The organism is Chryseobacterium edaphi (assembly GCF_025628985.1).
In the GTDB taxonomy this organism is placed as follows: Bacteria; Bacteroidota; Bacteroidia; order Flavobacteriales; family Weeksellaceae; genus Chryseobacterium; species Chryseobacterium edaphi.
In genome coordinates this window covers 606013-632325 of sequence record NZ_JAOTEM010000002.1, presented here as the reverse complement: position 1 = coordinate 632325, position 26313 = coordinate 606013, and the positions used below count along the sequence as shown (strand labels likewise).

28 protein-coding genes are annotated in these 26313 nt (G+C 34.3%); 17 read left to right on the top strand and 11 right to left on the bottom strand.

Annotated features, from left to right (window positions below; translation table 11 throughout):
* Positions 1 to 8: 8 nt before the first annotated feature.
* A complete protein-coding gene (gene rsfS / locus NZ698_RS11210; protein WP_263003194.1) occupies positions 9 to 377 on the bottom strand; it encodes a ribosome silencing factor in 369 nt (122 codons plus the stop codon).
* 87 nt (positions 378 to 464) lie between these two features.
* Between rsfS and NZ698_RS11205 the strand changes: the two genes are divergently transcribed.
* Positions 465 to 1178 (top strand): biotin--[acetyl-CoA-carboxylase] ligase, encoded by a 714-nt coding sequence (locus tag NZ698_RS11205; protein WP_263003193.1) that lies wholly within the window; start codon positions 465 to 467, stop codon positions 1176 to 1178.
* Here the strand turns inward: NZ698_RS11205 and NZ698_RS11200 are convergent.
* Genes NZ698_RS11200 through NZ698_RS11185 form a run of 4 tightly spaced genes read right to left on the bottom strand, consistent with a single transcriptional unit; the run spans position 1172 to position 4512 of the window.
* On the bottom strand, positions 1172 to 2284 hold the full coding sequence (locus NZ698_RS11200; protein ID WP_263003192.1) for an LptF/LptG family permease: 1113 nt from the start codon (positions 2282 to 2284) through the stop codon (positions 1172 to 1174). The genes NZ698_RS11205 and NZ698_RS11200 overlap by 7 nt on opposite strands.
* Before the next feature lie 9 nt (positions 2285 to 2293).
* Positions 2294 to 3427: a tRNA guanosine(34) transglycosylase Tgt gene (tgt, locus tag NZ698_RS11195; RefSeq protein WP_263003191.1), complete on the bottom strand. Its 1134-nt coding sequence runs from the start codon at positions 3425 to 3427 to the stop codon at positions 2294 to 2296.
* Between the two features lie 3 nt (positions 3428 to 3430).
* On the bottom strand, positions 3431 to 3799 hold the full coding sequence (locus tag NZ698_RS11190) for a DUF4296 domain-containing protein (RefSeq protein WP_263003190.1): 369 nt from the start codon (positions 3797 to 3799) through the stop codon (positions 3431 to 3433).
* The gene (locus tag NZ698_RS11185) at positions 3796 to 4512 is read right to left on the bottom strand and encodes a polyprenol monophosphomannose synthase (RefSeq protein ID WP_263003189.1); all 717 of its coding nucleotides are present in this window, start codon (positions 4510 to 4512) and stop codon (positions 3796 to 3798) included. Before NZ698_RS11185 ends, NZ698_RS11190 begins: the two co-directional genes overlap by 4 nt.
* Positions 4513 to 4588: 76 nt before the next feature.
* On the opposite strand from NZ698_RS11185, the gene NZ698_RS11180 reads away from it, so the two are divergent.
* From NZ698_RS11180 to NZ698_RS11165, 4 genes are all read left to right on the top strand, one after another.
* Positions 4589 to 5257, top strand: a complete 669-nt coding sequence (locus NZ698_RS11180; RefSeq protein WP_263003188.1) for a DUF4271 domain-containing protein — start codon at positions 4589 to 4591, stop codon at positions 5255 to 5257.
* A 12-nt stretch (positions 5258 to 5269) separates the two neighbouring features.
* Entirely contained in the window at positions 5270 to 6010 is a 741-nt protein-coding gene (locus tag NZ698_RS11175; RefSeq protein ID WP_263003414.1) for a uroporphyrinogen-III synthase, read from the top strand.
* A gap of 154 nt (positions 6011 to 6164) precedes the next feature.
* Complete coding sequence (locus NZ698_RS11170) at positions 6165 to 8210, top strand: S9 family peptidase (protein ID WP_263003187.1); 2046 nt, start codon at positions 6165 to 6167, stop codon at positions 8208 to 8210.
* Positions 8211 to 8423: 213 nt separating this feature from the next.
* Positions 8424 to 8765, top strand: coding sequence for a hypothetical protein (locus tag NZ698_RS11165; RefSeq protein WP_263003186.1), 342 nt, complete (start codon positions 8424 to 8426; stop codon positions 8763 to 8765).
* 40 nt (positions 8766 to 8805) lie between these two features.
* On the opposite strand, the gene NZ698_RS11160 is transcribed toward NZ698_RS11165, so the two are convergent.
* A complete protein-coding gene (locus NZ698_RS11160; RefSeq protein WP_263003185.1) occupies positions 8806 to 9291 on the bottom strand; it encodes an SRPBCC family protein in 486 nt (161 codons plus the stop codon).
* Positions 9292 to 9486: 195 nt separating this feature from the next.
* Between NZ698_RS11160 and NZ698_RS11155 the strand changes: the two genes are divergently transcribed.
* The 10 genes from NZ698_RS11155 to fabF all read left to right on the top strand — a co-directional run bounded on the left by NZ698_RS11155 (position 9487) and on the right by fabF (position 19157).
* Positions 9487 to 11034 (top strand): sensor histidine kinase, encoded by a 1548-nt coding sequence (locus NZ698_RS11155; protein ID WP_263003184.1) that lies wholly within the window; start codon positions 9487 to 9489, stop codon positions 11032 to 11034.
* A 53-nt stretch (positions 11035 to 11087) separates the two neighbouring features.
* A complete protein-coding gene (locus tag NZ698_RS11150) occupies positions 11088 to 11774 on the top strand; it encodes a response regulator transcription factor (RefSeq protein ID WP_047443171.1) in 687 nt (228 codons plus the stop codon).
* 86 nt (positions 11775 to 11860) lie between these two features.
* The gene (locus NZ698_RS11145) at positions 11861 to 12508 is read left to right on the top strand and encodes a hypothetical protein (protein WP_263003183.1); all 648 of its coding nucleotides are present in this window, start codon (positions 11861 to 11863) and stop codon (positions 12506 to 12508) included.
* Positions 12509 to 12516: 8 nt separating this feature from the next.
* A complete protein-coding gene (locus NZ698_RS11140; RefSeq protein WP_263003182.1) occupies positions 12517 to 12942 on the top strand; it encodes a hypothetical protein in 426 nt (141 codons plus the stop codon).
* A 34-nt stretch (positions 12943 to 12976) separates the two neighbouring features.
* A complete protein-coding gene (locus tag NZ698_RS11135) occupies positions 12977 to 13333 on the top strand; it encodes a hypothetical protein (protein WP_263003181.1) in 357 nt (118 codons plus the stop codon).
* Positions 13334 to 13400: 67 nt separating this feature from the next.
* Positions 13401 to 16079 carry a TonB-dependent receptor domain-containing protein gene (locus tag NZ698_RS11130; RefSeq protein WP_263003180.1) on the top strand — a complete coding sequence of 893 codons (2679 nt, stop codon included), beginning with the start codon at positions 13401 to 13403 and terminating at the stop codon, positions 16077 to 16079.
* 124 nt (positions 16080 to 16203) lie between these two features.
* Positions 16204 to 16620, top strand: coding sequence for an OsmC family protein (locus tag NZ698_RS11125; protein ID WP_263003179.1), 417 nt, complete (start codon positions 16204 to 16206; stop codon positions 16618 to 16620).
* 105 nt (positions 16621 to 16725) lie between these two features.
* Entirely contained in the window at positions 16726 to 17328 is a 603-nt protein-coding gene (locus NZ698_RS11120; protein WP_263003178.1) for a TetR/AcrR family transcriptional regulator, read from the top strand.
* An 8-nt stretch (positions 17329 to 17336) separates the two neighbouring features.
* Positions 17337 to 17762: a PaaI family thioesterase gene (locus NZ698_RS11115; RefSeq protein ID WP_263003177.1), complete on the top strand. Its 426-nt coding sequence runs from the start codon at positions 17337 to 17339 to the stop codon at positions 17760 to 17762.
* Positions 17763 to 17915: 153 nt separating this feature from the next.
* A complete protein-coding gene (gene fabF / locus NZ698_RS11110) occupies positions 17916 to 19157 on the top strand; it encodes a beta-ketoacyl-ACP synthase II (RefSeq protein WP_263003176.1) in 1242 nt (413 codons plus the stop codon).
* A gap of 171 nt (positions 19158 to 19328) precedes the next feature.
* On the opposite strand, the gene NZ698_RS11105 is transcribed toward fabF, so the two are convergent.
* The gene (locus tag NZ698_RS11105) at positions 19329 to 20084 is read right to left on the bottom strand and encodes a murein L,D-transpeptidase catalytic domain family protein (RefSeq protein ID WP_263003175.1); all 756 of its coding nucleotides are present in this window, start codon (positions 20082 to 20084) and stop codon (positions 19329 to 19331) included.
* A 128-nt stretch (positions 20085 to 20212) separates the two neighbouring features.
* Positions 20213 to 20698, bottom strand: coding sequence for a peptide-methionine (R)-S-oxide reductase MsrB (msrB, locus tag NZ698_RS11100; RefSeq protein WP_438265568.1), 486 nt, complete (start codon positions 20696 to 20698; stop codon positions 20213 to 20215).
* Positions 20699 to 20846: 148 nt separating this feature from the next.
* On the opposite strand from msrB, the gene NZ698_RS11095 reads away from it, so the two are divergent.
* Positions 20847 to 22091, top strand: a complete 1245-nt coding sequence (locus NZ698_RS11095) for a DUF445 domain-containing protein (protein ID WP_263003173.1) — start codon at positions 20847 to 20849, stop codon at positions 22089 to 22091.
* 218 nt (positions 22092 to 22309) lie between these two features.
* Here the strand turns inward: NZ698_RS11095 and NZ698_RS11090 are convergent, their stop codons facing one another.
* Together NZ698_RS11090 and NZ698_RS11085 are read right to left on the bottom strand one after the other, a co-directional pair.
* Positions 22310 to 22918: an NADPH-dependent F420 reductase gene (locus NZ698_RS11090; RefSeq protein ID WP_263003172.1), complete on the bottom strand. Its 609-nt coding sequence runs from the start codon at positions 22916 to 22918 to the stop codon at positions 22310 to 22312.
* A 90-nt stretch (positions 22919 to 23008) separates the two neighbouring features.
* Positions 23009 to 23974, bottom strand: coding sequence for a zinc-dependent alcohol dehydrogenase family protein (locus NZ698_RS11085; protein WP_263003171.1), 966 nt, complete (start codon positions 23972 to 23974; stop codon positions 23009 to 23011).
* A 254-nt stretch (positions 23975 to 24228) separates the two neighbouring features.
* On the opposite strand from NZ698_RS11085, the gene NZ698_RS11080 reads away from it, so the two are divergent.
* Positions 24229 to 24663 carry a winged helix-turn-helix transcriptional regulator gene (locus tag NZ698_RS11080; RefSeq protein WP_263003170.1) on the top strand — a complete coding sequence of 145 codons (435 nt, stop codon included), beginning with the start codon at positions 24229 to 24231 and terminating at the stop codon, positions 24661 to 24663.
* Between the two features lie 372 nt (positions 24664 to 25035).
* Here NZ698_RS11080 and NZ698_RS11075 read toward each other — a convergent pair whose 3' ends face one another.
* Positions 25036 to 26073, bottom strand: a complete 1038-nt coding sequence (locus NZ698_RS11075; RefSeq protein WP_263003169.1) for a quinone-dependent dihydroorotate dehydrogenase — start codon at positions 26071 to 26073, stop codon at positions 25036 to 25038.
* Positions 26074 to 26313 lie beyond the last annotated feature (240 nt).

Below are 26313 nucleotides of genomic sequence, written 5' to 3'. Positions count from 1 at the left end.
TAAAATTTTTATACTTCACTTTCAATTTTGGTGATTTTTGCATCACCCCAAAGTTCTTCAATATCGTAATACTGCCGAGTTTCTTTCTGGAAGATATGTACGACAACTGTTACGTAATCTACCAAAACCCACATTGAGTTTTCTGTACCTTCAACATGCCATGGTCTGTCCTGAAGCTCGTTTCTTACCTTTTTTTCTACACTTCCTGCTAATGCTGAAACTTGTGTATTTGAATTACCACTACAAATTATAAATGTCTCAGCTACCGAGTTTTCAATTTTTGAAAGGTCGAAAATCATAATGTCTTCACCCTTTACATCCTGGATAGCTTCTACAATTTTATCTATTAGCGCTTGCTTTTCTACTGTTTTGTTCATTAAAATATACTATAATCTGCAAATTTATTGTTTTTCTTTTACTTTAACCTTACTTTTAGGGCTTTAATGTTCTTAAAGTTTTCTTAAATGAGCCAACTGTTCTATCAAAAAGAGTGTTCTTCTACTAATGACGAAATATCTCAGGTTTTACTTTATCCATATTCAGATTTTGTTGGTCTTTATACTTTTAACCAAACAAAAGGAAGAGGACAGTATGGAAATAGCTGGATTTCCAGACCTGAGCAGAATCTCGCTTACACTTTAGCTGTAAAAACACAGAACATTATGCACGGTGATTTCTTATTCAATTATTATACCGCCATCGCAATCAGGGAATTTATTGCCAAAGTGACTGGAAAGGCGGTGAAAATCAAATGGCCAAATGATATTATTCTTACCAACAAAAAAGTTGTTGGGATTTTAATTGAAAAGAAAAAATTTAATGGTGAAAATTATTTTATTATTGGAGCCGGAATCAATATTCTTCAGGAAAAATTCAATGAAATTTCTAATGCAGGATCTATTTTTACCCAAACCGGAGAAAGATTTGATTTAAAAAAATTTACTGAAGATTTACATCATTTTTTAGTTGAAAAATTCAAAAATTTACCGGTTGGAAATGATATTTTAGAAGAATTTAATTTAAATCTGTTCCGAAAAGATGAGATCTCTGTTTTTGAAATTGACGGAAAGCGACAAAATGGCATCATCAGAAAAGCAGATGAGAAAGGCGAAATCCACATAGAATTTGAAGAAGAAATAAGGTCTTTTTACCACAAAGAAATAAAGCTTCTTTACTGATTGGCTCTTCTGATGTACAGAACAAAAGTTAATGGAAAAAAGATGATATTCGGCATCCACATTGCCAAAGCAGGAGCTAAAACTTTATTTTCTGAAACCACTTTTAAAGCTTCGAAAGAGAATACGAAAACGAAAGCCAAGGAAATACCAATTGCTAAATTAATTCCAAGTCCTCCTCTTTTCTTTTGAGAAGAAAGTGAAAGCGCAAGGAAAGTCAATACAATAATCGAAACAGGCATTGAGGTTCTCTGATACAGCTCATTCAAGTGAGTATTTAAGTTGCTGTTTCCTTTTTCTCTTTCTCTGTCAATGAATTTTAACAGTTCGGGAGTTGTTTTATTTTGTCCCAAAAGTTCGTTTGGAAATAATTCTTCAGGAGCTTGTCCGTAGCTTTTTCTTATCTCAAAACCTTGTCCAAGTTTTTCCGAATCGTCTTTATTGATAGTCTTTTCAAGAAAACTATTGAGTACAAACTGTTTTTTAGCAGGATCCCAAAATGCATCATTTGCTTTCAGTTCGTAGATCATTTTTCTGCTTTTGTCAAACTTCTGATAAACGAAACCATATCCTCTGTTTTCACGCTTATTCCACGAGTTGACAAAGATATATTCCGTTTTGCTTAATTGCGCTGAGACGGGAGCAGTTCCTAGAATTTTATCTTTGTTCGTCTGATTATAGGTATAAGCTTCAAGTTCGTTTTTCTTAATATTTGCCCACGGAAGCACGAAATGATTCACTACGAGCGATATCAAAGCAATCAACAAGGAAGTAAGCAGATAAGGTTTTGCAAATCTGTGGAAACTTGCTCCACTACTTATAATTGCAACAATCTCCGTATTGTTTGCCATTCTCGAAGTAAAATAAATCACCGAAATAAAAACAAGAATAGCTAAGAAAGTAACAACAAGATTGATAATCCAGAAAGGATAAAAATGAATCAGGAAATAAGTAAGATCCAGTTTCGGATCAATATCGGTAGCTTTTTCAATTCTCGGAATTTTCTGCTGTACATCGATCACCAAAACTACAATAGACAACAATATCAGCATGAAACTGAAAGTTCCAAGGTATTTTCTAATGATATATCTGTCTATAATCTTAAACATTCTGAAATTTTAAAGTCTTTGTCTTAAAACAGGAACTACAGAATTTTTCCATTCGTAGAAATCTCCTGCTAAAATATGCTCTCTTGCAACTTTCACCAAATCTAAGTAAAATGAAAGATTATGAATTGATGCAATCTGTTTTGCCAAATATTCTTTTGAAACAAATAAATGGCGAACGTATGCTTTAGAGTATTCCTGATCAACAAAATTCGTCCCAAACTCATCCAAAGGCGAAAAATCTTTCTTCCATTTTTCATTTTTCAGATTCATAACACCTTGCCAGGTGAAAAGCATTGCATTTCTGGCATTTCTTGTAGGCATTACACAATCCATCATATCTATTCCTAGTCCGATTGATTCTAAAATATTCCACGGAGTTCCTACTCCCATCAAATATCTTGGTTTATCCTTTGGTAAAATATCCGTTACTTCGTCGGTAATTCTATATAGTTCTTCTTCTGGCTCGCCCACAGAAAGTCCGCCAATAGCATTTCCTTCTGCTCCTGCTTCAGCAATAACTTCTGCTGAAATTTTTCTTAAATCTGAATAGGTAGAACCCTGAACGATCGGAAAAAATCTTTGCTTATAACCGTATAATTCTGGATTTTTTTCGTTCCAGTCGATGCATCTTTTTAACCAGCGATGCGTCATATCCATAGATTTTTTCACCTGATTGTATTCTGCCGGATAAGCGACACATTCGTCAAATGCCATGAAAATATCTGCTCCGATCTGTCTTTGGATTTCCATAGATTTTTCGGGAGTAAATAGATGAACACTTCCGTCGATATGAGATTTGAATTTCACTCCTTCTTCAGACATTTTTCTTGTCCCTGAAAGTGAAAAAACCTGAAAACCACCGGAATCGGTAAGAATCGGAAGATCCCAATTCATAAATTTATGCAAACCTCCTGCTTCCTGCATTACTTCCATTCCCGGACGAAGGTATAAATGATAGGTATTTCCCAAAATAATCTGGGCTTTAATATCATCTCTTAATTCTCTTTGATGTACCGTTTTTACACTTGCAACAGTTCCTACCGGCATAAAAATCGGAGTTTGCACTACACCGTGATCGGTCACTAATTCTCCTGCTCTGGCTTTTCCCTGCGAAGTTTTTTCTATCTTAAAAAATTGCTGCATATTTTATCTTTCTAATTTGGGAAGATCTGTTTTGGGAGTCGTTTTACTCTTCACAAAATCTTTCGCTTTCGGATCCTTCGTCAAAAGAATCTCTTGCGCATCTTCCACAATCTTATTCATTTTTCCTTTTGCCACATAATATTTATAGCTTTCAACAAAATCGTCAGCTTTTACATTATGATTTTTAAGGATATATCTTGTTCCGCTTTCCAAATTTTTGCCTTGAAATGTATTGCTCACCTGATCGTTAATTGACAGATCTGCCATAATTTCGGACATCGTTTTTGTATCAAGAAGGTTTTTTGGCTGATCAATGTATTCGCTACAAGAAACCAAAAACAGGAACATAAAAAAACAAATCAGTCTTCTCATAATTTATTGATGATTGATTTCCATTTTAAATTTAAAACACCAAAAACAGCTTCATGAATGATTCCGCCATTCATTTTACTTTCACCTAGTTCTCTGTTGGTGAAAATAATGGGAACCTCAACTATTTTAAAACCTTTTTTAAAAGTCCTGAATTTCATTTCGATCTGAAAACCATATCCTTTTAATTTTACATTATCTAAACCGATTTCATCTAAAACTTTTCTCGAAAAGCAAACAAAACCTGCTGTAGTGTCATGAATTGAAAGTCCTAAAATGAATCGAACATATTTCGAAGCAAAATAAGACAGCAAAACTCTTCCCATTGGCCAGTTAACAACATTCACCCCTTTAGAATAACGAGAACCGACTGCCATATCGGCATTAAGGCAAGCTTCAAAAAGTTTAGGTAAATCATTGGGATTGTGAGAAAAATCGGCATCCATCTCAAAAATGTAGTCGTAATTGTTTTGCAACGCCCACTTGAAACCATGAATATAGGCTTTTCCCAATCCATCTTTGATGTGTCTTACTGATAAATGTAACGTGTGAGGATGTTTTTTCTGTAATTCTTTAACGATATCTGCCGTTTTATCGGGCGAAGAATCGTCTACAACCAAAACATGAAACTCTTGTTCCAATGCAAAAACAGCAGAAATTATCTTTTCGATATTCTCCTTTTCGTTGTATGTTGGAATGATGACGAGTTTTTTCATTTCAATTTGCAAAGATAAGTTATTTAAGCTTTTTATTTTATACAAAATAATCTATAATTTTGCAAAAAATTTCCCGTTGCCCATATCACATAGTTTTACCAACCAAATAAGAATACCTGAAAATAATGATTGGGTAGTTTTTATATTGATAGGATGTCTTTTCCTCTATATCTTCATGATGAATGTCATTGAGAGAGAAGCCAATCTCAAAGATTTTCTTCTGCAGAAATATTTTGATTCCAGTAATAATTTGCCAAGCTGGATCATTACTTCGTGTGTAATCACATTAAGTTTGGCGGTTTTAATCTCACAATATGTTCCTGTCGTTCCTGAATATGCTGCAAAATTGCAGATTTTGGGGTATCAGATGAATAAATTTGGTTATTGTCTGACAGCAGTTTCATTATTTTATTTTATCAGAACCGCATTAGGTTTTCTATTTTACCAAAGTATAGGCGACGGAAAAAAATGGAGTATTTTTTATTTTACCTCCACAAAATTCCATTTCGTATTGTCGATTTTAGTGATTATATTGTGTATAACCCACTATTATTTCCCTATTGACAGAAATGAAGCATTCTTATACTACTTCTGGTTTTTCATGTTTGTTTTTATTTTCAAAGTTTTTTTCTACTTATTTCACAGAAACAACATCTTACCTCAAAAATGGTATTATAAATTTTTGTATATTTGCACGCTTCAAATAGCACCTTTATTGATGCTATGGAAGTTATTATTTATTTAATAAAAGTACATGATGAGAATAAAGTCTATATTGGTCTCTCAACCATCACCTAGTGAATCTTCTCCATATTTGGAAATTGCAAAGAAGGAAAAAATAAAGATTGATTTCCGTCCTTTTATCCATGTCGCAGGAGTTGACAACAAAGAGCTAAGAACTCAGAAAATAGATTTGACGCAATATACAGGTATTATTTTTACCAGTAAAAATGCAGTAGATCATTATTTCAGATTAGCAGAAGAACTTAGATTTTCTGTTCCTGATACGATGAGATATATCTGTCAGTCTGAGGCAATTGCCAATTATCTTCAAAAACATATCGTTTACAGAAAGAGAAAGATCAGTTTTGGAGAGAAAAACTTTGCAGATCTTTTGCCGTTGTTTAAAAAATTCCCTTCTGAAAAATATTTACTGCCTTCATCTGATGTTTTGAGTGCAGATATTCCTAAGACGTTGGATTCAGCAAATATTCAGTGGACAAGAGCAATCATGTACAGAACGGTTTGCAGCGACTTGACAGATATCAACATTAACGATTACGATATGTTGATTTTTTTCAGCCCGCAGGGAATCAAATCTTTACAGCAAAATTTCCCGGATTTCAAACAGAACGATACAAAAATCGGAGTTTTTGGCCCTACAACTTCAGCAGCAGCAGAAGAAGCAGGATTAAAAGTAGATTTGATGGCTCCTACAAAGGAAAACCCATCTATGACAATGGCTCTTGAAAAATATATTAAAAGTTTACACAAATAGTTTTTTAAACTATAAATCATACAGCCGTCTTTTCGTTCAAAGGAAAGATGGCTTTTTTTTAATTAAATTTGAACAAAATTAATATTGGATAAATATCATTTAAAAGTGTCCTTTTTGCACTGAATTTTATTCGATTAAAAATTAAAAATTTCTGATGAAAGCTCCACAAGCAAAAAAAATAGAAAATATACTCGAAATTCACGGTGATAAAAGAATTGACAATTATTTCTGGATGAATGATCGTGAAAATCCCGAAGTCATTAAATATCTTGAAGAAGAAAATGCTTACGAAGAGGCGATGATGAAAGAAACGGAAGCTTTTCAGGAAGACCTTTATGAGGAAATGAAAGCCCGTTATAAAAAAGACGATGAATCTCTACCGTATTTTTTCAATGAATATTGGTACATTGTGCGTTATGAAGAGGGAAAAGAATATCCTATTTTCTGCAGAAGATTCCAAAATATGGATAATCCTGAAGAAATCATTTTGGATGTCAACATTTTAGCAGAAGGTCATGAATTTTTTGAAGTAGCGAATGTTGCGGTAAGTCCGAATAACGAATTGGCTTCTTTCTCGGAAGATAATGTAGGTCGAAGAATTTACAGTTTAAATTTTAAAAATTTAAAGACCGGTGAAATTCTTTTAGACAAAATAGAAAACACTACAGGAAAAGCGGTTTGGGCAAATGATAACAAACACATTTTTTACATTAGAAAAGATGAAAGTCTTCGTGCATATAAAGTTTACAGACATGAATTAGGAACAAATCCTTCTGAAGACGTTTTAATTTTCCATGAGGAAGACGAGACTTTTGATGTGAATGTTTTCAAAACAAAATCTTTAGAATATATTTTCCTTGCAAGTTCGAGTACGATTTCTGATGAACATCATTTTATTCCATCAGACAACGTTTTTGCAGATTGGAAAGTGATTCAGCCAAGAATCGATGATCTGGAATATTCTGTAGAACATTATGAGGATGAATTCTACATTATTACAAACGCAGACGACGCTACCAATTTCAAAATTGTAAAAACAAAAATCGAAAACTGCGGAATGGAAAATTGGGTAGATGTTATCCCTCACCGTGCCGAAGTTTTATTGGAAGGCTTTGAGATCTTCAAAGACTATCTCGTTTTGGAGGAAAGAGAAGAAGGACTTTTACAGATAAAAATTATCAACGAGAAAAGCGGAGAAACACATGATTTACCTTTTTCAGATCCGACTTATACGGCATATATTGGTTTAAATTTAGAATTTAATACCGAAATCTTGCGTTACGGTTATACTTCGCTTACAGTTCCGAGTTCTACTTTCGAATATAATATGAAAGATAAAACCACCAAACTTCTGAAACAGCAGGAAGTTTTGGGTGGAAAATTTGTTGCAGAAAATTATATTTCTGAAAGAATCTGGGCTGAATCGAGAGATGGCGAAGTGAAAATTCCTATCTCTTTGGTTTATCATAAAGACACCAAAAAAACTGCAGAAACTCCGGTTCTTTTATATGGATATGGAAGTTACGGACACACAGTTGATGCGAGTTTTTCTAATGTGAGACTTTCTATTCTGGATCGAGGTTTTATCTATGCGATTGCACACATTCGTGGAGGAGAATATCTGGGAAGAGAATGGTACGAAGATGGGAAAATGCTCTTTAAAAAGAATACATTCTTTGATTTCATCGATGCCGGAAAATATTTAATTAAAGAAAATTATACCTCATCAAAACATCTGTATGCAATGGGAGGCAGTGCAGGAGGATTGTTGGTTGGAGCTGTCGTCAATTACGAGCCACAATTATTCAACGGAATTGTTGCGCAAGTTCCTTTTGTAGATGTTGTAACCACGATGTTGGATGAAACGATTCCTTTGACGACCGGAGAATATGATGAATGGGGAAATCCGAACGACGAAGAATACTATCATTATATGAAAGATTATTCGCCCTACGATAATGTTGAAGCGAAAGATTATCCGAATATGCTGATTACAACTGGTTTTCACGATTCTCAGGTACAATATTGGGAGCCAGCAAAATGGGTTGCAAAATTACGTGAATTGAAAACTGACGACAATCTTTTATTATTTAAAACCGATATGAGCTCTGGTCATGGTGGCGCAAGCGGAAGATTTGAATCATTAAAAGAAGACGCACTGGAATATGCGTTTTTGATGAAACTTGAAAATAAAATTTAATTAAAAATCAAATTTGTATGATTTTCGGTACTCAGTTATAATTAAAAATGTTTTTGCGTTCTTTGCTAAGTGAAACGCCTTTGTGAGCTTAAAAAAAGTTAGTAGTTACAAAATCTTTGCGCACTTTGCGTTAAACACAAGCAGTATGACAAGATAACAGATAATCAAATAAATTTTAATTGATTTAAATAAGATAAAGCAAATTCTTAAAATATGACAGAAGCAGAATTATGGGCAAAGGTTGAAGAATTTTTTGAAACCAATTTTGACACAGAAAAACATCCGCAGATTGACACCGTTTTATTTTTAATCGGTGTACAGGAATTGGGAAGCGGACAACAAAAATATACGAAAGATGACAAATTGAACATTCTTCATATTGCAGTTTGCCGACTTCTTGAGCCTTTTGGATATTTCAAATTTACTCATTACGATAAAGACGGATATCCGCATTTTGAGGAAGTAGAAAAACTTCCGGAACTGAAACCAAATGAACAGCAGCTTTTGATGAAAAAAGCAATTATTCATTATTTTCAGGAAGAGGAATTGATTTAAAATAAAAAGGAAAGCAACAATGCTTTCCTTTTTTAAATTCTTATTTTAAAAGTTCTTCGAGTTGATTCAAACCCATTTTAAAACCTTCTTCAAAACCCATTTCCAATTGTTTTTTCATATCTTCTTCAGTTTGAAAATGCATATTTACGGATAGCTTGGTGCCTTCTTCAACTCCTGTAAAACCTAAGAGCCATTTTGTTTGTGGGAAGTTTTCGTCAATTTTCCCTGATTCATCACAAAATGCGTCAATTCCGTCAAAACTTCGGTGATCATTGATCTCACCATATCTTACCTTCGAATACATTTTCTCTCCTTCCGGACCGTTCATTGAATACAGCCAAACTCCACCTTCCTCAAAATTGAGATTTTCGGTTTCGCATTTCCAGGGTTTTGGAGCCCACCACTGATCTAGCAATTCGGGCTTGGTAAAATAATCCCAAACCTTGAGAACTTCGGCATCATATACTTTCATTACGTAGATACTTTTTGCATCGTAATCTTTATTAAAAACAATTTCTGAACTCATTGGATATATTTTTATCTAAAATTAAAAATTTAAACTTAAAAAAATCAATTATCAACCTATAAAAACAAAAGAATTCCCAAAAAAATGTTAAAAAACACGATTTTAAGAAATTGAACACAATTTTTTGGCGCATTTTTTGTTTATATGGTCATAAAATAATTAATTTTAACATTTGTAATTACAAATTATTATTCAATGAATAACAAGTTCATCCCGATAATCTCAGTTTTCATGACAATTTCCTTAATTGTCTTTGTGACACTGCAGTTTTATTGGCTAAAAGGATATTATGGAGCACTGGAACAAGAGTTTTCCAACAAAGTGTACACTGCTCTCGAAAATACCACTAAAACCGTTTCTGAATTGGAGGTCGATAAAATATTAAATGAAAACTATCCAAACTTCAGAGACAATATTAAGGCAAATAGCAAACAACCATCGTTAACAACGATTCAGCAAACGATAGATTCCGGAGCTCAAAGATCAATCGTTTATTCTAAAAATCTTATTGAACAAAAACAACTGCCTCTCAACAAAACAGGAGATTCTTTACGTCTAACAACTTTATATACAGACGAAGCTGCTTATAAAATTAAAAAAGATACCAACCGACGAGAACAGTTAACTTCAGACATTAATCAGGACATACAAACCGGTGACTGGAGCATGAAAGAGTATGTAAAAGTGAACGGAAACAGCCTGCCTATCGCAAAGCGTGTTGAAGCCAAAGTTTTAGATTCAATCCTGCGAAAAGAGCTTAACATGAAAGGTATTACCGCAACTTTCGGATACGGAGTCAGCGATAAAAATAATAAACTCACCAATGTTGTCAACAAGGTTTTTAAAGAGAAAAAAGAAGCGAACACGTATTCTTACCCTTTGTTTACAGATACGAAAGACAGAACATTATATACTTTAGCTTTAGTTTTTCCGAAAAAGGAATATTCTTTGGCAATGAACAATTGGCCGATGCTTTTAGGAACTTTCCTTTCTCTCTTGACGATTCTTGGAATTTATATTATTTCCATCAATTATATGATGAAGCAGAAGAAAATCGCTGAGATCAAGACTGACTTTATCAACAATATGTCTCATGAGTTTAAAACTCCGTTGGCTACAATTTCTGTGGCAACAGATTCTTTGGCTAATGATAAAATTGCAACAAATCCTGAAAAAGTAAGATACTATTCCAGCTTAATTAAACAGGAAAATCTGAGGATGAAAAAGCAGGTTGAGAATGTTCTTAATATGTCAAAATTGGAAAGGAATGAGGTGAGATTATTTCTGAAAGAAACCAACGTGCGAGAGCTGATCAAAAAAACTACAGAATCATTCGGATTGATTGTTACGCAGAGAAACGGAACATTGAGGCAGGAATTTAATGCTGAAAAATACAATTTTAAAATTGATGAATTCCATATCTCAAATATGCTGGTAAATCTTTTGGACAATGCCAATAAATATTCTCCCGAAACACCAGAAATCAGCGTCAAAACAAGAAACGAAGGCAACTGGTATGTAATTGAAATTTCCGATAAAGGAATGGGAATGGAAACAGAAAACAGAACCAAGATATTTGAAAAATTCTTCAGAGAAGAAACAGGAAATATCCACAACGTAAAAGGACAGGGACTTGGACTTTCATATGTAAAAAAAATCATCGAACTTCATAAAGGTCAGGTGATTGTAGATTCAGAAAAAGACAGAGGAAGTACATTTATTATTAAACTTCCGATGGTTTAGATATAAATGAAATTATTTAGCAAACAAATTTTAATTAAACAAATAAACAAAATATGAGCAACAGAATATTATTAGTAGAAGACGATCAAAGTTTCGGGGCGGTATTGAAAGATTACCTTTCCATCAACAATTTTGAAGTAACTCTAGCGGTAGACGGTGAGCAAGGTTTGAAAGAATTTACAGAAAACGAATTCGACATCTGTATCTTCGATGTAATGATGCCAAAAAAGGACGGATTTTCTTTAGCTGAAGACGTAAAAAAAATCGATAAAAATACACCGATCATATTCCTTACTGCAAGAAATATGAGAGAAGATATATTAAAAGGATATCAATTGGGAGCAGATGATTATATCACGAAACCATTTGATACTGAATTACTTTTATACAAAATCAAAGCGATTCTTCAGAGAAGTTCTACTTTGGAAAACGAGGAGCAGGAGCAATTCAAGATCAGCAACATTTTCTTTGATTCGATGTTGAGACAGTTGAGAGTTGGTGACAATGAATACAAACTTTCACCTAAAGAAAACGAACTTTTAAAATTACTTTGTCTTCATAGAAATGACTTTATGCCAAGAGATTTAGCATTAAGAAAAATCTGGAAAAAAGAGAATTATTTTACCGCAAGAAGTATGGATGTTTACATTGCGAAACTTCGTAAATTATTGAAAGATGATGACGGTTTGGAAATCATCAACGTTCACGGAGAAGGTTTCAGACTTTTGGTTAAGAACTAGTCGAACGTTAAAATCGTAACATAATATATAAATTAGCAAAGCATTTGGAAATGTTTTGCTAATTTTGTTTTTTACGACAAGTTATTATGAAAAATATATTTTTAGGAATGCTTACGGCAGGAATCTTAGTAATTTCTTGCAAAAAAGACGAAAGACCTACTTACATAAAAGAAGAAGCAGGAGTTCAGCAATCTGGTCCTCAAGTTAATAATACTCCACAACCTTCATTATTAAATCAGGCCGGAATTCCAGCCGCTGCACCAGCTTCTCAATCAGTTGCTACTGCACCGGGAATGAATCCTCCTCACGGACAACCGGGACACAGATGTGATATTGCTGTAGGACAACCTTTAAACAGCAAACCGGCTGCAACACAACCAACTGCAGCGCAAAATGTAGCCGTGAATGGTAATAATACGATCCAGATTGATCCCAATTCAGTAAGCCCAGGAAAAGTGATGATCGATCAAAACGGGAAACAAGTAAAAACAGCTCCCGGAATGAATCCTCCACACGGACAACCTGGTCATAGATGTGACATTCCTGTTGGACAGCCTTTAAACAGTAAACCTGCACCTCAACCGACCGCACAAAACGCTCAGCCGCAAGTAGTTGCCCAACCAGTTCCGGCTCCTCAAGCTGTTGCCAATAATACAGGACCGAAACCGAAATTAAATCCTGCACACGGTGAACCTTGGCATGATTGCGCTAAAAAAGTGGGTGAGGCATTATAGAAATTTTTATGAGTTTCTGGATTTTTAATATCAATCCTTATTTGAATGATCAAATGACTTATATTTACTCGGGAGGTGGAGGTCAAATTATTTTATGGTTGGGCTACAAACTTCTAAAAAAAACTAAAGTTTATATCATCTGTTTTATTTTAGCCGTTTTATTAGCAGTCTTAGGATATTTAAATATTGATAATAAACTACTAATGATGCCAAATGGAAATGCGGCTTTTTGGTCTTTCCTACCACTCTTATTCTTGATTTATTACTCAATTTTGAGAAAATTATTTTTAGTAATCTATGGCAATGAACCTTTAATGAAAGCTTATATGCAATCAAGTTGGGAACAAGGTGAGTATAGACGTTTACATTATGGAGATGCCTTATTTACTGTTTTAACTTTAATCTTACCCTTTCTTACAACTTTATTATTTTAAAATCATCTAAAGAAATTTTTCGTAGATTTGCAGCGTGAAGTACATTCAGATTTTATTAATTATCTTTTGTTTAGGATTTTTTTTGATTCCTAAAGATAATTTTTATGCTCAGGCTTCACAGGAAAATTGCTGCAAAGCAGATTCAAAGAAACACAGCTGTTGCGATAAAGAGCATAGCAACCATGGGAAAAAAGACAGTAAATCATCTTGCAATGACGATTGCTGTTCGTTCTGTGCAACTTGTAGTAATTTCGTTGAAAACCTTGCTGCTAAAACAGTATTTTTCAATCATACTCCATTTAAAACGGATAAAAAATTAGAATTTCAATATTCTGATCCTCACATTTCAGACAGTTTAAAAGATATTTGGCAACCGCCAAAACTAGGTTAATTATCAATCGGATTATTCATTAAAAATTTTAATGAATCGTTTTTTAATTAATTTAAATTTTAAACAAATGAAATCATATACTACCAAGATATTTCTTGGCCTATTCCTGTTATTCACGCAATTTATCTATGCTCAAACTTTAAATAAAAGTCAGTTTCACGTAAAAGGAAACTGCGAGATGTGCAAAGAAAGAATAGAAACCATGGCATTGAAAGCAGGAGCTTCCGCCGCAAGATATTCTGTAGAAAATCAAACACTTACATTAGAAACCACCGGAAATATTTCTACTGATGACATTCTGAAAAAAGTAGCAGAAGCTGGTCATGACAATGAAAAGTTTAAAACTTCTGACGAAACTTATGAAAAACTTCCCAGCTGTTGTCACTATGAAAGAGATACTCAGACAACTGTTTCTGCAACAGAAAATCACGATCATTCTAAAGCCGAAAACGAATTTTTCGTCAAAGGAAATTGTGAATCTTGTAAAGCAAGAATTGAAAAAGCAGCAAAAGATGCAGGAGTAATCTCTGCAGACTGGAATGCTGAAACACAAATAGTTTCTTTAAATTTTGATGCTTCAAAAACTTCGTCAGATAAAATTCTGAAAAAAATCGCTGATGTAGGTCATGATAACGAAAAGTACAAAGCCTCTGATTCTGTCTATAAAAAACTTCCGGGCTGTTGCCTTTACGACAGAGAAATTCCTTTAGGACAAAAGGGAGCTGAAGTACATTCGGATGAGACTCATAACGAAAATCAAAATCATAATGAAGCGACCGGTGCAGAAAATAATACCGCAAAAAACATTGAAGAAGTAAAAGTAACCGCTTCAAAGGCTGCAACATCAATAAGTAAAAAAGATGCAGGTTTAGTTTTTAATATTGATTCAAAAGAATTATTAAAAGCAGCGTGTTGTAATTTATCTGAAAGTTTTGAAACTAATGCGACTGTGGATGTTTCGTTCAACAATGCTGTTACAGGAACAAAGCAACTGAAAATGTTAGGTTTAGACCAAAAATACACGAGTTTAACCAAAGAACTTTTACCTGAGATCAGAGGAATCGCTTCTGCGTATGGTTTAAATCTTATTCCAGGACGTTGGATTGAAAGTATTCAGTTGACAAAAGGCGGAAGTACAGTCACAAACGGCTACGAAAGCATTACTGGACAGATCAATACAGAATTGATAAAAAGTTCTGACAAAGCAAAAACTTCTTTAAATCTATTTTCAGATTTTAACGGAAGAGCCGAAGCAAATATCACACATGTTGCCCCGATCAATGGTCAATGGACGCAAACATTCTTACTCCATGGAAACGGTACTTTCGGGAACACAGATATGAATGATGACGGTTTTCTCGACAGACCAAAAGGTTCTCAGATTAATGCAGCTTATTTATTGAATTTTAACGACTTAGAAAAGTCAGGTTTCGGTTCGCACTTTGGAATTAATTTCGTAAAAGATGAGAGAACTGCAGGACAAACCGCTTTCAATAAGCAGATAGATCAGGAAGATCAAACTGCTTATGGTGTTGGAATCGACATTTCAAGATTTCAGGTCTGGAACAAAACGGGATACGTTTTCAAAGGAAAGCCTTATCAGAGCTTGGGCTGGATGAATCAATATGTTTATCATCAGCAAAACAGCTTTTTCGGCTTGAGAAATTATTCAGGAAAGCAGCACACCTATTATTCTAATTTAATTTTTGAAAGCATCATCGGAAATACCAATCATAAGTATAAAACCGGAGCGAGCTTTATGTACGATTCTTATGATGAGAATTATTTATTAGACAATTTTAAAAGAAACGAAGTCGTTCCCGGAATTTTTGCCGAATATACCTTGACAGGTTTAAAATACACTTTGGTTGCCGGAGCTAGAGCTGATTTTCATAATTTGGCAGGAACTCAGTTTACACCAAGATTAAATTTTAAATATGATTTTACTCCACAAACGATTTTAAGATTGTCGGCTGGAAGAGGTTTTAGAACAGCTTCTGTTTTTGCTGAAAACCAACAATATTTTGCTTCCAACAGAAATATTCAAATCTTGCAGAACGGTGGAAATATTTATGGCTTGAAACCCGAAATTGCGTGGAATTATGGCGCAAGTTTACAACAGGAATTTAAAGTATTCGGAAGAAAATCGACTTTGATGGCAGATTTTTTCAGAACAGATTTTCAGGATCAGGTTTTGGTAGATCTTGACCGATCACCTCAGCAACTGACTTTTTATAATTTAGAAGGAAAATCTTTTGCAAATAGTTTCCAGACACAGTGGGATTTTACCCCTTTCAAAAATTTTGACGTAAGACTGGCTTACAAATATTACGATGTTCAGGCGGATTATCTGGACGGAAGAAGACAAGTCCCTTTTATGGCGAAGCACAGAGGTTTCGTCAACTTAGCTTACTCCACAAACAAAAGTGAAAAAGGAGCTTTCTGGAGTTTTGATACTACTTTAAACGTTGTCGGAAAGCAAAGGCTTCCAAATACTTCAAGCAATCCTGCAGAATTTCAGATTCCGACTTATTCCGAATCTTATACGGTCTTGAATGCCCAGATTTCAAGAAATTTCAATCAGAAAATCAGAGCTTATTTTGGCGGTGAAAACCTGACTTCTTATAATCAGAAAAATGCGATTGTAGATTTCAAAAATCCTTTCGGAAATTATTTTGACGGAGGAATGGTGTATGCTCCGATTATGAAAGCCAATTTCTATATTGGACTGGATGTAAGTTTCTAGTCAGGTAAATAAATTTTCAAATTATCTTATTTAAAAATTTAAGGCATGATTTCAACAATTTAATACTGTTGTCATCATGCTTTTTCGTATTTTTATATTTAAATTTTAAACATAAAATATCAATATGAAACGTAACGCAACAGCCGTTTGGAACGGTACCGTAAAAGAAGGAAAAGGTCATTTGACGACTCAAAGCACAACTTTAAATCAAACTCAATATTCTTTCAGCAGCCGTTTTGAAGACGGTGTAGGAACAAATCCTGAAGAATTATTGGCTGCAGCTCACGCAGGTTGTTTTACTATGAAACTAAGTGCAGAACTTTCTCAGGCCGGTTTTACTCCTGAAGAACTGACTACAAAATCTGTAATCACTTTAGATCCAAGTATCGGAAAAATCACAAAATCTGAATTGACTTTGACTGCAAAAGTTCCCGGAATTTCAGAAGAAGAATTTCAGAAGTATGCAAAAATCGCTGAAGAAGGTTGCCCGGTAAGTGCAGCTTTCAATTTTGAGATTACTTTGAGCGCTACTTTAGCTTAAATAGAAATTAAAAGTCTGAGTTTAAATTATTCTCAGACTTTATTCTGAAATAAAATATACCGATTGGTATATTTTTGTTATATTTGCAGAACATTTTTACTTAAAATGTCTAAAGCAGAAAAGACAAAACAGTTTATCATCGAAAAAACCGCAGCCTTGTTCAACAGCAAAGGCTACACAAGAACATCATTATCCGACATTTCTGAAGCTACCGGTTTGACAAAAGGTAGCATTTATGGAAATTTCGAGAACAGAGATGAATTGGCAATTGCAGTTTATAAATTCAATTCCGGTCTGCTTGGAAAAAATTTATTAAGATCTTTCGGCGACGAATTCCCCACTTTATTAGATAAACTCTACGCATTTGTTGCATTTTACCGGAAAAACTGGCATTTTGTTTTTGCAAACGGAGGTTGCCCCATCATGAATGCAGCCACGGAATCCGACGATACTTTCCCCGATCTTAAAAAACAGGTTGCCATTTCTTTTGAAAATTGGAAGAAAACAGTATCAAAAATAATTATCAAGGGTCAGGAAAACGGGGAATTTAACAGAAAAATCAATGCAGAAGAATTTTCATCGCTCTTCATCATGCTGATCGAAGGCGGCATTCTTTTATCAAAAACCACGGACAACGAAAAATATCTCAATCTGGCTTTAGACAGGGTTTTATCAATCATCGATCGTGAAATCAAAATTCCATCATAAATATTGCTATGGACAAACTCGCAAAACTACAAGCTTTCATCGGGAAAGAATTTACAGAATCTCCTTCTCCTTTTATGCGCTGGCTCAACCCGATTGTGATTTCAGCAGAAGAAGGGCAGATTGAGTTTCGGTATAAAGTAAGAGCAGAATGGCTTAATCCGATGGGAAATCTTCATGGTGGCGTAACTGCAGCAATTATGGACGATATTATTGGTGCAACGATGTTTTCTTTAAATGAGAAATCATTTATCACAACGATCAATAATGCAATTGATTATTTCTCAACTGCAAAGGAAAACGACGACATTATCGCAGAAACAAAAGTAATCAAACGAGGAAGACAGTTTGTAAATGCACAATGCGAAATCTGGAATTCAGATAAAAGTCGCCTGATCGCAAAAGGAACTTCTAATTTATTTAAAATCAATAATTAAACATAAAAATCACCATTTATTTTTGGCATGATTATGTTAAACTTTAATAAAGAATAAAATCTATATATGAAATCGCTTAAACTTATTTTGATTTATAAATATTAATGAACATAAGCGATACCATATAACCATTAAAAAAAGTATAAAATCTATATGAAAAGAGTTGTCATCACAGGAATGGGTGCAGTAACACCTTTGGGAAACAATGTCGAAGATTTTTGGCAAAACAGCATTAACGGAAAAAGCGGAGCAGATCTAATTACCCACTTTGATACTGAAAAATTTAAGGTTCATTTTGCCTGTGAAGTGAAAAACTTTGATCCGAAAGTTCATCTTACCCACAACGAAATCAAAAGAAGTGACCTTTTCACTCAATATGCATTATACTCATCGGCAGAAGCAATTCAGGATTCAGGATTGGAATTTGACAAAATGGATCCTTTTGATACAGGTGTTATCTGGGGAACCGGACAAGGCGGAATGTGGACTTTCGAGCATGAAGTAATGGAATTTGCAAAAGGTGAAGGCAATCCTCGTTTCAACCCTTTTTTCGTTCCTAAATTTATTGCCAACATGGCTTCGGGAATGATTTCTATGAAGTTTGGTCTTCAGGGAATCAATTATACAACTGTTTCTGCATGCGCTACAGGAAATACAGCAATCATGGATGCTTTTAATTATATCCGATTAGGAAAAGCGAAGGTGATTATCAGTGGTGGTTCTGAAGCAGCCATTACTCCGGCTTCGGTTGGCGGATTTTCTGTCATGAAAGCAATGTCTACAAGAAATGATGACTTTGCAACAGCGAGTCGTCCTTATGATGCAGACAGAGATGGTTTCGTCATGGGAGAAGGTGCAGGATCTTTGGTTCTTGAAGAGTACGAACACGCAAAAGCGCGTGGTGCAAAAATATATGCAGAATTAGTGGGTGCTGCAATGACAGCCGATGCTTATCACATGACAGCACCTCATCCGGACGGAGCAGGAGCAATAAAAGCGATGCAACTTGCTTTGGAAGAAGCCGGTGCAAATGCAGAAGACATCAATTACATCAATCCTCACGCAACCTCTACTCCACTTGGAGATTTAATTGAGCTGAATGCCATCAACAAAATATTTAAAGGAAATACCAATCTTGACATCAGTGCTACCAAATCAATGACCGGACATTTGTTGGGAGCAGCAGGAGCAGCTGAAGCGATTATTTCAATAAAAGCAATTCAGACAGGAATTATTCCACCTACGATTAACAATCATCATGTGGATGAGAGGATTCCGAGAGATATCAATATTGTTTTTAATGAAGCTAAAGAAAAGGAAATCAATTTTGCTTTGAGCAATGCTTTCGGTTTTGGTGGACACAATGCGACTTTGATTTTTAAGAAATTTTCTTGATTTTTAGTACTCTCGAAGATGAAAGATTCAAATAAAATCATCTGCTAAATCAGCTCAATCTGCGAGAGAAATTCAAAGCCTTAAAATTTAAGTAAGAAATTCTTATTAGTCAGAATAACACAAAGAATATTTTAATACAATAAAAAGCAGTCAAATTTGACTGCTTTTGTTTTATGCTTTTAACCATTCCGAAGAAGAAAGATAATTTTCGTCGGGATAATAAATAAAAAGACAATTCTTTCCTTTTATCGTATTGATGATTGGCTCTGTCAAAGCTCTTGGAATTGCAGGGCAACCCCAACTTCTTCCTATTCTTTTGTGAGTTGCTGCGAATTCTTCACTTACATAATCTGCTCCATGCATCACAACCGCTCTTTTGTAAGCAGCATCATTAAAACCTTTGTCCATTCCCAACAATTTTAGAGAATATCCGTTATCACCATTATACGTTGATTCTGTAATATAAAATCCCATGCTGCTTTGAAGCGAACTTTCCGTATTTGAAAAATTGGTGGCAAATTCTTCGCCTGTATTTTTTCCGTGCGCAACCAATGAATTGAATAGAACTTTTTTCTCGTTGGTATCAATTACCCAAAGTCTTTTGGTATTCGAAGACATTGAAAAATCGCAGATGGTCAATAAATGTGCTTCCTGATTTAGTTTTCCGGCTTTTTTAAGATTTTCAAATCCTATTAAAGCTTTAGCAAATACGTCAAATTGAAGTTTGTGATCGCTTTCGAATAGTATGGAATTATAAAGTTCTTCTGAGGAACTCACATTGCTTGTGTTTTTTACAGATTTCGTTTCAACTAAAGTTTCTATTTTTTTTGTGCTTTTGATTTCTTTATTATCTGCACTTTTTGGTGAAAGATAAAATGAAGTTGAAATCACATACACAATGCCTAATAAGCTATAAAATCCTTTCATTAAATATTATGTTAAATTAAATTTGCGGGTACAAACTTATAAAAAACATAGCATACTCTCTGTAAAACTACAGAAAGTTTAACTGAATTTAAGAAAGTTTAACTTAATGATTATCTGATAGTAAGCTTTTATTTTTCTGAATCGGCAACAAACTCTAAACTTACAGAATTCATGCAATAACGCGTTCCTGTCGGAGCAGGACCGTCGTTGAAAACATGTCCTAAATGAGAATCACAACGTTTGCAGACAACTTCAATTCTTTCCATCCCGTGAGAAGAATCTCTGTTGTAAGCAGTACCTTGTTTATCAGCTTCGAAGAAACTTGGCCATCCGCAAGTTGATGAAAATTTAGAATCTGATCTGAACAAATGATTACCGCAAACCGCACAGTAATATTCTCCTAATTCATCAAATTCATTGTATTTTCCGGTGAAAGGTCTTTCTGTAGCCGCTTCTCTTGCAATTGCATACAAATCTGGAGAAAGAATTTTCTTCCATTCAGCATTTGAAACATTCAGTTTTGTACGGTCTGTTCTTGAATAATATGGATTGTTTTTTGCTTCTGTATTTTCCATAGGAGTAGTTTTGACAGGTTTTTTTGTCTGCGAGCACATCTGCAGAAAGGTTAATAAAAATATTGAAATCAAAAATTTCATGATTGTTGTAAAAAAGTGAAAAATGGAATGCAAATTTTAATCCGTTATTGATTTTTAAATAACTTTTATTTCGGTTTCCACGACCAAATTTACTAAATTTGAGAATATGAATGATGAACTCAAAAGAAAACAGCTTAATACATACAAGGCTTTCGCCACAGGACTTTTTGTTTTGATGGCAGTTATTTTTGTCGTTACAACAATTCTTCAGAAAACCCATGAATCTCATTGGATAGGCTATGTTCGGGCTTTCTCTGAGGCTGCAATGGTAGGAGCTTTGGCAGATTGGTTTGCCGTAACTGCATTGTTCCGACATCCGCTTGGACTTCCGATTCCGCATACGAATCTGATTGAAAACAGCAAACAGAAATTGGGTGACAACCTGGGAAGTTTTGTGGTTTCAAATTTTCTTTCGCCTGAAACAATCCGTCCTTATATTCAGAAGATTAAGATCTCAAATTTTGTCGGTGAATGGCTTTCAAAAGAAAGAAATCAGGAAGTTTTAATTAAAAATCTTTCAGATATTGTTTTAGACATTCTTAATAAGCTCGATGATTCTGAAGTCAGCCAGTTTATTAGTAAAAAAGTGAGCGAAATGACGGATGACATCCAACTCAATAAAATTTTAGGAAACGGAATTATTTATCTTTTAGACAAAAATGATCACCAAAAAATCGTCACGAATCTTTCTAAACAAATCAAAGAATATCTCATCGAAAATGATAGCATGATTCAGGAAAGGGTAAAAAAAGGAAGCTATTCTTTTATTCCTTCTTTTGTTGACAATAAAATTGCTGAGAAAATCGCAAGCGGACTTTCAGATTTCTTCCGTGAAGTTGAGGAAGATACCAACCACGAAATCAGAACATTAATTACAAAAAAGATTTATGAATTTTCTAATGATCTAAAAGAAGATCCTAAATGGAATGATGAATTTAAGTCTATAAAAAATGATTTTCTGAAAAACGACAAGCTGGATGAATATTCAAACGACATCTGGCTTTCCATTAAAAAAACACTTGGCGAAGAACTTCAGGAAAATGAATCATCATTAAAGAAATACATTTCCAAAAATCTGAATGAGTTTTCTCAAAATCTTAAAACTGACGAAAAACTTCAGAATAAAATCGACAATTGGGTAAGAGTTACCGCCTACAAATACATCCTGAAAAACACGCATCAAGCGGGAAACCTCATCAGTTCAACTGTCGGGAACTGGCAGGGAAAAGAATTGAGCGAGAAGCTCGAATTAGAGGTTGGTAAAGACTTACAATTCATCCGAGTGAACGGAACTTTGGTTGGTGGTTTGGTTGGATTGATTATTTACACAATATCTCATTTTTTTCTTTAAAAATGAAAGGGACATGAAATCAATGAACCTATTTTTAAGTATCTAAAAACTTAAATTGACATGAATGATTTCGACAATAAACTGGTTTCTTGATTTTTTAGATAATTTAAATTTGTTTTAAGTTCCGAAACTAATTATCAACGATATGATTCAATAAAGCTTTAATCTGTATCTTTTATTTTGTCTTTCTATCATTTTCTCTAATACTTCAGGCAATTTTAAACTATCTCTTTTGATCTTTGAAAATAGATGATCCCAGAATCAGTTCCTCCGCCATTCAGCGCCAATCCTAAATTAATGTTAGATATAGCATCCATGTATCGGGCATTTTCAATTCCCTTTAAAACTAAACCGTCAAAACCCATTTCTTCAGCCAAACTTTTGACCACTTCTGCTGCCTCATCATCAGAGGACGCGATGAACACTGTCATTTTTAGTCCCTTATAATTTATTTTATCTCGTTCCATTGTTTCGGCAAATACTGTACTAAAAGCCTTGACGACTCTACTTTTTGGCAATAATCTTGCGGTTTGTTCGCCACTGCTGTCTTCTCCTAAAAAAATTGGACTCCAGTCTTCATTGACAGGATTTGTAACATCTACAATAATCTTTCCTTGCAACAGATTCTTTTCATTTTCTAAAAATTCTTCAACTGCCAGATACGGAATGGCTAAAAAAACAATTTCTCCAAATCCTGTAGCCTCGATAATAGACACCTTATTTTCTACTGGATTTCTTACTCCATATTTCACAGTGTGTCCGGCACTCTCCAGTAATTCTCCCAATTTTGATGCAACTTTACCTGCACCTATAAAACCTATGTTCATGTCTTAAATTTTGTTTATTCATAAAAATATAGCGGCTCAATCTTTTTTACGAGATTTAATTCGAACCGCTATTAATTTGATTGCTAAGTTCTATTCAAAACTGAGTAACACTTTTTCACCTTTTTCTGTATGTGCTACTGCTTTAGCAATTTGATCTAACCGGTAAATTGAAGCAATTGGAACGTTAAGACTACCATCTGCAATTAATTTTGCTGCTTCTTCTTTTGCTTTGTGCAATTTCGGAAGATATTGTGGCAGAAACATCCAAAATCCGTGCAGTGTAATGCGTTTAAAAATAATGTCAACAGCACTGATTACCATCGGCTGAAGACTCAGAACTGCATAAGTTACAAGATGGCTGTCAAGACCCAAAATTTGGGCAAGTGTTCCGGAAGCTTCTCCACTAACCGCATCTAGGCCTAGACGAATATTTGCATTATCAGTAGCAATTTTTGCTTCTTCCACAACCGTTTCAGATTCTACCAAAACGATATCTGCACCTGCTTTTAAAGCTGTATGAACTGCATCAGTACGTCTGACAATGCCCAATGTTTTTATTCCACGCGATTTAGCAACTGTAATAATCGTATTTGCAACACTAGAATTGGCTGCATTAATGACTATCCAATCTCCTGCTGAAAGTTGTACAAATTCATCCAGTAGTAAAACAGCAGTTGGTGGATTGATGGCAATCATTGCTGCTTGCTGTACATTAAGTTCTTCCGGAATAACAAATAATTCTGAAGCTTTAGCTTTTACTTTTTCTGACCAGGCATAAGTTCCGAATGGCAAACTTACACGATCACCTATTTTTACATTCGTAACTTCAGTGCCAAGTTCTTCCACAATACCAATTCCTTGTCCGCCAATTACGGCTGGTAATTCCGGGCGTATTGCATAAATCCCTTTGGCAAGTAATAAATCACTGGGATCGATCGGGCTGTATTCCATTCGGATAATAACTTCTCCCAGCTCAGGTTTGGAGGGTTCAGGTATGTCTAAAAGTTGTAAATTTTTTAATGGATCGCCATAGGCTGTTAAATGAATTGCTTTCATTTTGATTTTAATTTTTGATTGATGTTACTAATTTTCTTTTTCCTTGGGATTTCTAGACTAAACCAAGAAATCTTATCAACTGATACCCTGCAATATTTTAGCACTGTAGAAATAACTAAAATACTTCAATCTAAAATCTATATTATTATAAAGCGCTTTAAAATAAATATTTCCTAAATTTGTAGTATCAATTTAATACTGCAAATGTAAATAAAAAAGTAGTATTAAATTAATATTACTTAAAATATTTTTTTATGAAAGCGATTGGAAAGCGATCAACGTGTGCGATAAGCTATTCTTTAGATTTATTTGGTGACAAATGGACTTTATTAATACTGAGAGATATGATCTTTAGCAAAAAAAATTCCTGGCTGGAATGGAAAAATGGGTATGAAGGCATTGCGCCAAGCGTATTGACTGACAGAGTAAATCTTCTGACCAACGAAGGGGTGATCATGAAAAAAGTTTCAGAAAAAAATGCGTCAAAGTTTTTGTATTACCTTACAAATAAAGGATTAGATCTCATACCACTGATGGTTGATTTGATGGAATTCGGATCAACTTATCACCTCGAAGGCGGTTCAAAATATTGGCTGGAAAAAATAAAAAAAAATAAAAATAAAACCATTGAAGATCTTCGTGCAGAAATGATTACTGCGAGGAATGAAGCATTTCCAGAAATGATTTAATTTTCTTAATTAAATTAATTCAGACACTGCAAAAAGTTTCCAATTATTGTACAATAAACGGAAAGACTGTGAATCTAAGTCTTTTTCTGTTAAGATTGCCAACAAAAAGCAGTTAGTATATTTATCGACCAAAAAAACTATATGGTGAGAAAATGGACGAAATACTATTCGATTATTTATAAAAAAGGATTAATTTCTAGTGTATATTTTCTAAAATTAGAGATAAATAGTGATTAAAAATGAATAGACTATCAATGAAGAGAACTTCTTCAGATTCAAAATATAAAAAGGAAATTTCAGTACAGCCTTTAGGTTTCTAAAAAAGCAAAACCTTATCAGTTTTGCTTTCCATATTTTTGTAAAAATTTCAATTTACCGCGAAATTCTACTCGCTCTCGTCAGAATTTCCTGATTAATATCGTTAATCAACTGTGGACCTTCATAAATAAATCCCGTATACAACTGAACCAAACTTGCTCCTGCATTCAGCTTTTCAATCGCATCTTTTGCAGAATGAATTCCGCCAACGCCGATGATTGGGAACGCTCTGTTGCTTTTGTCTGAAAGATATTTGATCATTTTTGTGCTTCTTTCACGAATCGGTTTTCCGCTTAAGCCACCATTTCCGATTTGTGTTAAAGTCTCTGCAGAAGTTTTTAAGCCTTCTCTGTTGACTGAGGTATTTGAAACTACAATTCCGTCGATTTTTGTATCTGCAATCAGCTCAATAATTTCGTCTAGTTGCTGATTATTCAAATCCGGAGCAATCTTTAGCAAAATTGGTTTCTGTGTTGTTTTGGTCTGATTGATTTTCTTTACTTCGGTAATCAGTTCTCTCAGATATTCTACATCTTCCAGCTTTGCATGGCTTCCGACGTTGGGACAACTCACATTCAAAACAAAATAATCAACATATGGATGCAGACCTTCGAAACAGTCTAGATAATCTTGGGTGTAATTTTCGGGAGTTGTATTGGTGTTTTTTCCGATGTTGCCACCGATGATGATTTTTCCTTTGTTGCCTTTCAGTTTTTCAATCGCAGCTTCCATACCATCGTTATTGAATCCCATTCTGTTGATGATTCCCCCATCTTCAATTAAACGGAAAAGTCTTTTCTTCGGATTCCCGGCTTGTGCTTTTGGCGTTACTGTTCCAATTTCTACAAACCCAAATCCTAAATCGCCTAGTTCGTTGAACAAAACCGCATTTTTATCGAAACCTGCTGCTAAACCAACCGGATTTTTAAATTTCAGTCCGAAAATTTCTCTTTCAAGACGTTTGTCTTCAATTGGTTTTGGGAGAAATAATTTAGTAAGAAATCCAAAATTTTTCAGCATCGAAAAAGTAAAGTGGTGAACTTCCTCGGGATCAAATTTGAAAAGAATGGGACGGATGAGCGATTTGTACATTGAAAAAAAGTTTTACAAAAATAATCATTTTAAAATTAATGAAATCTTGATGTGTGATAACTTATTTAAATGAGGACGATTGTTCTTTTAATTTAAATTAAACAAAGAAAAAAATTTAAAATCTGCTTAATCACCGAAATTTGCGAGATATATATTTTTACGCAAAGTTTTATATCCCAAATATATCGTTTAAGAAGCAAAGAGTAATCGACAAGTCGATTTGATGAAGCTAATGTTCAA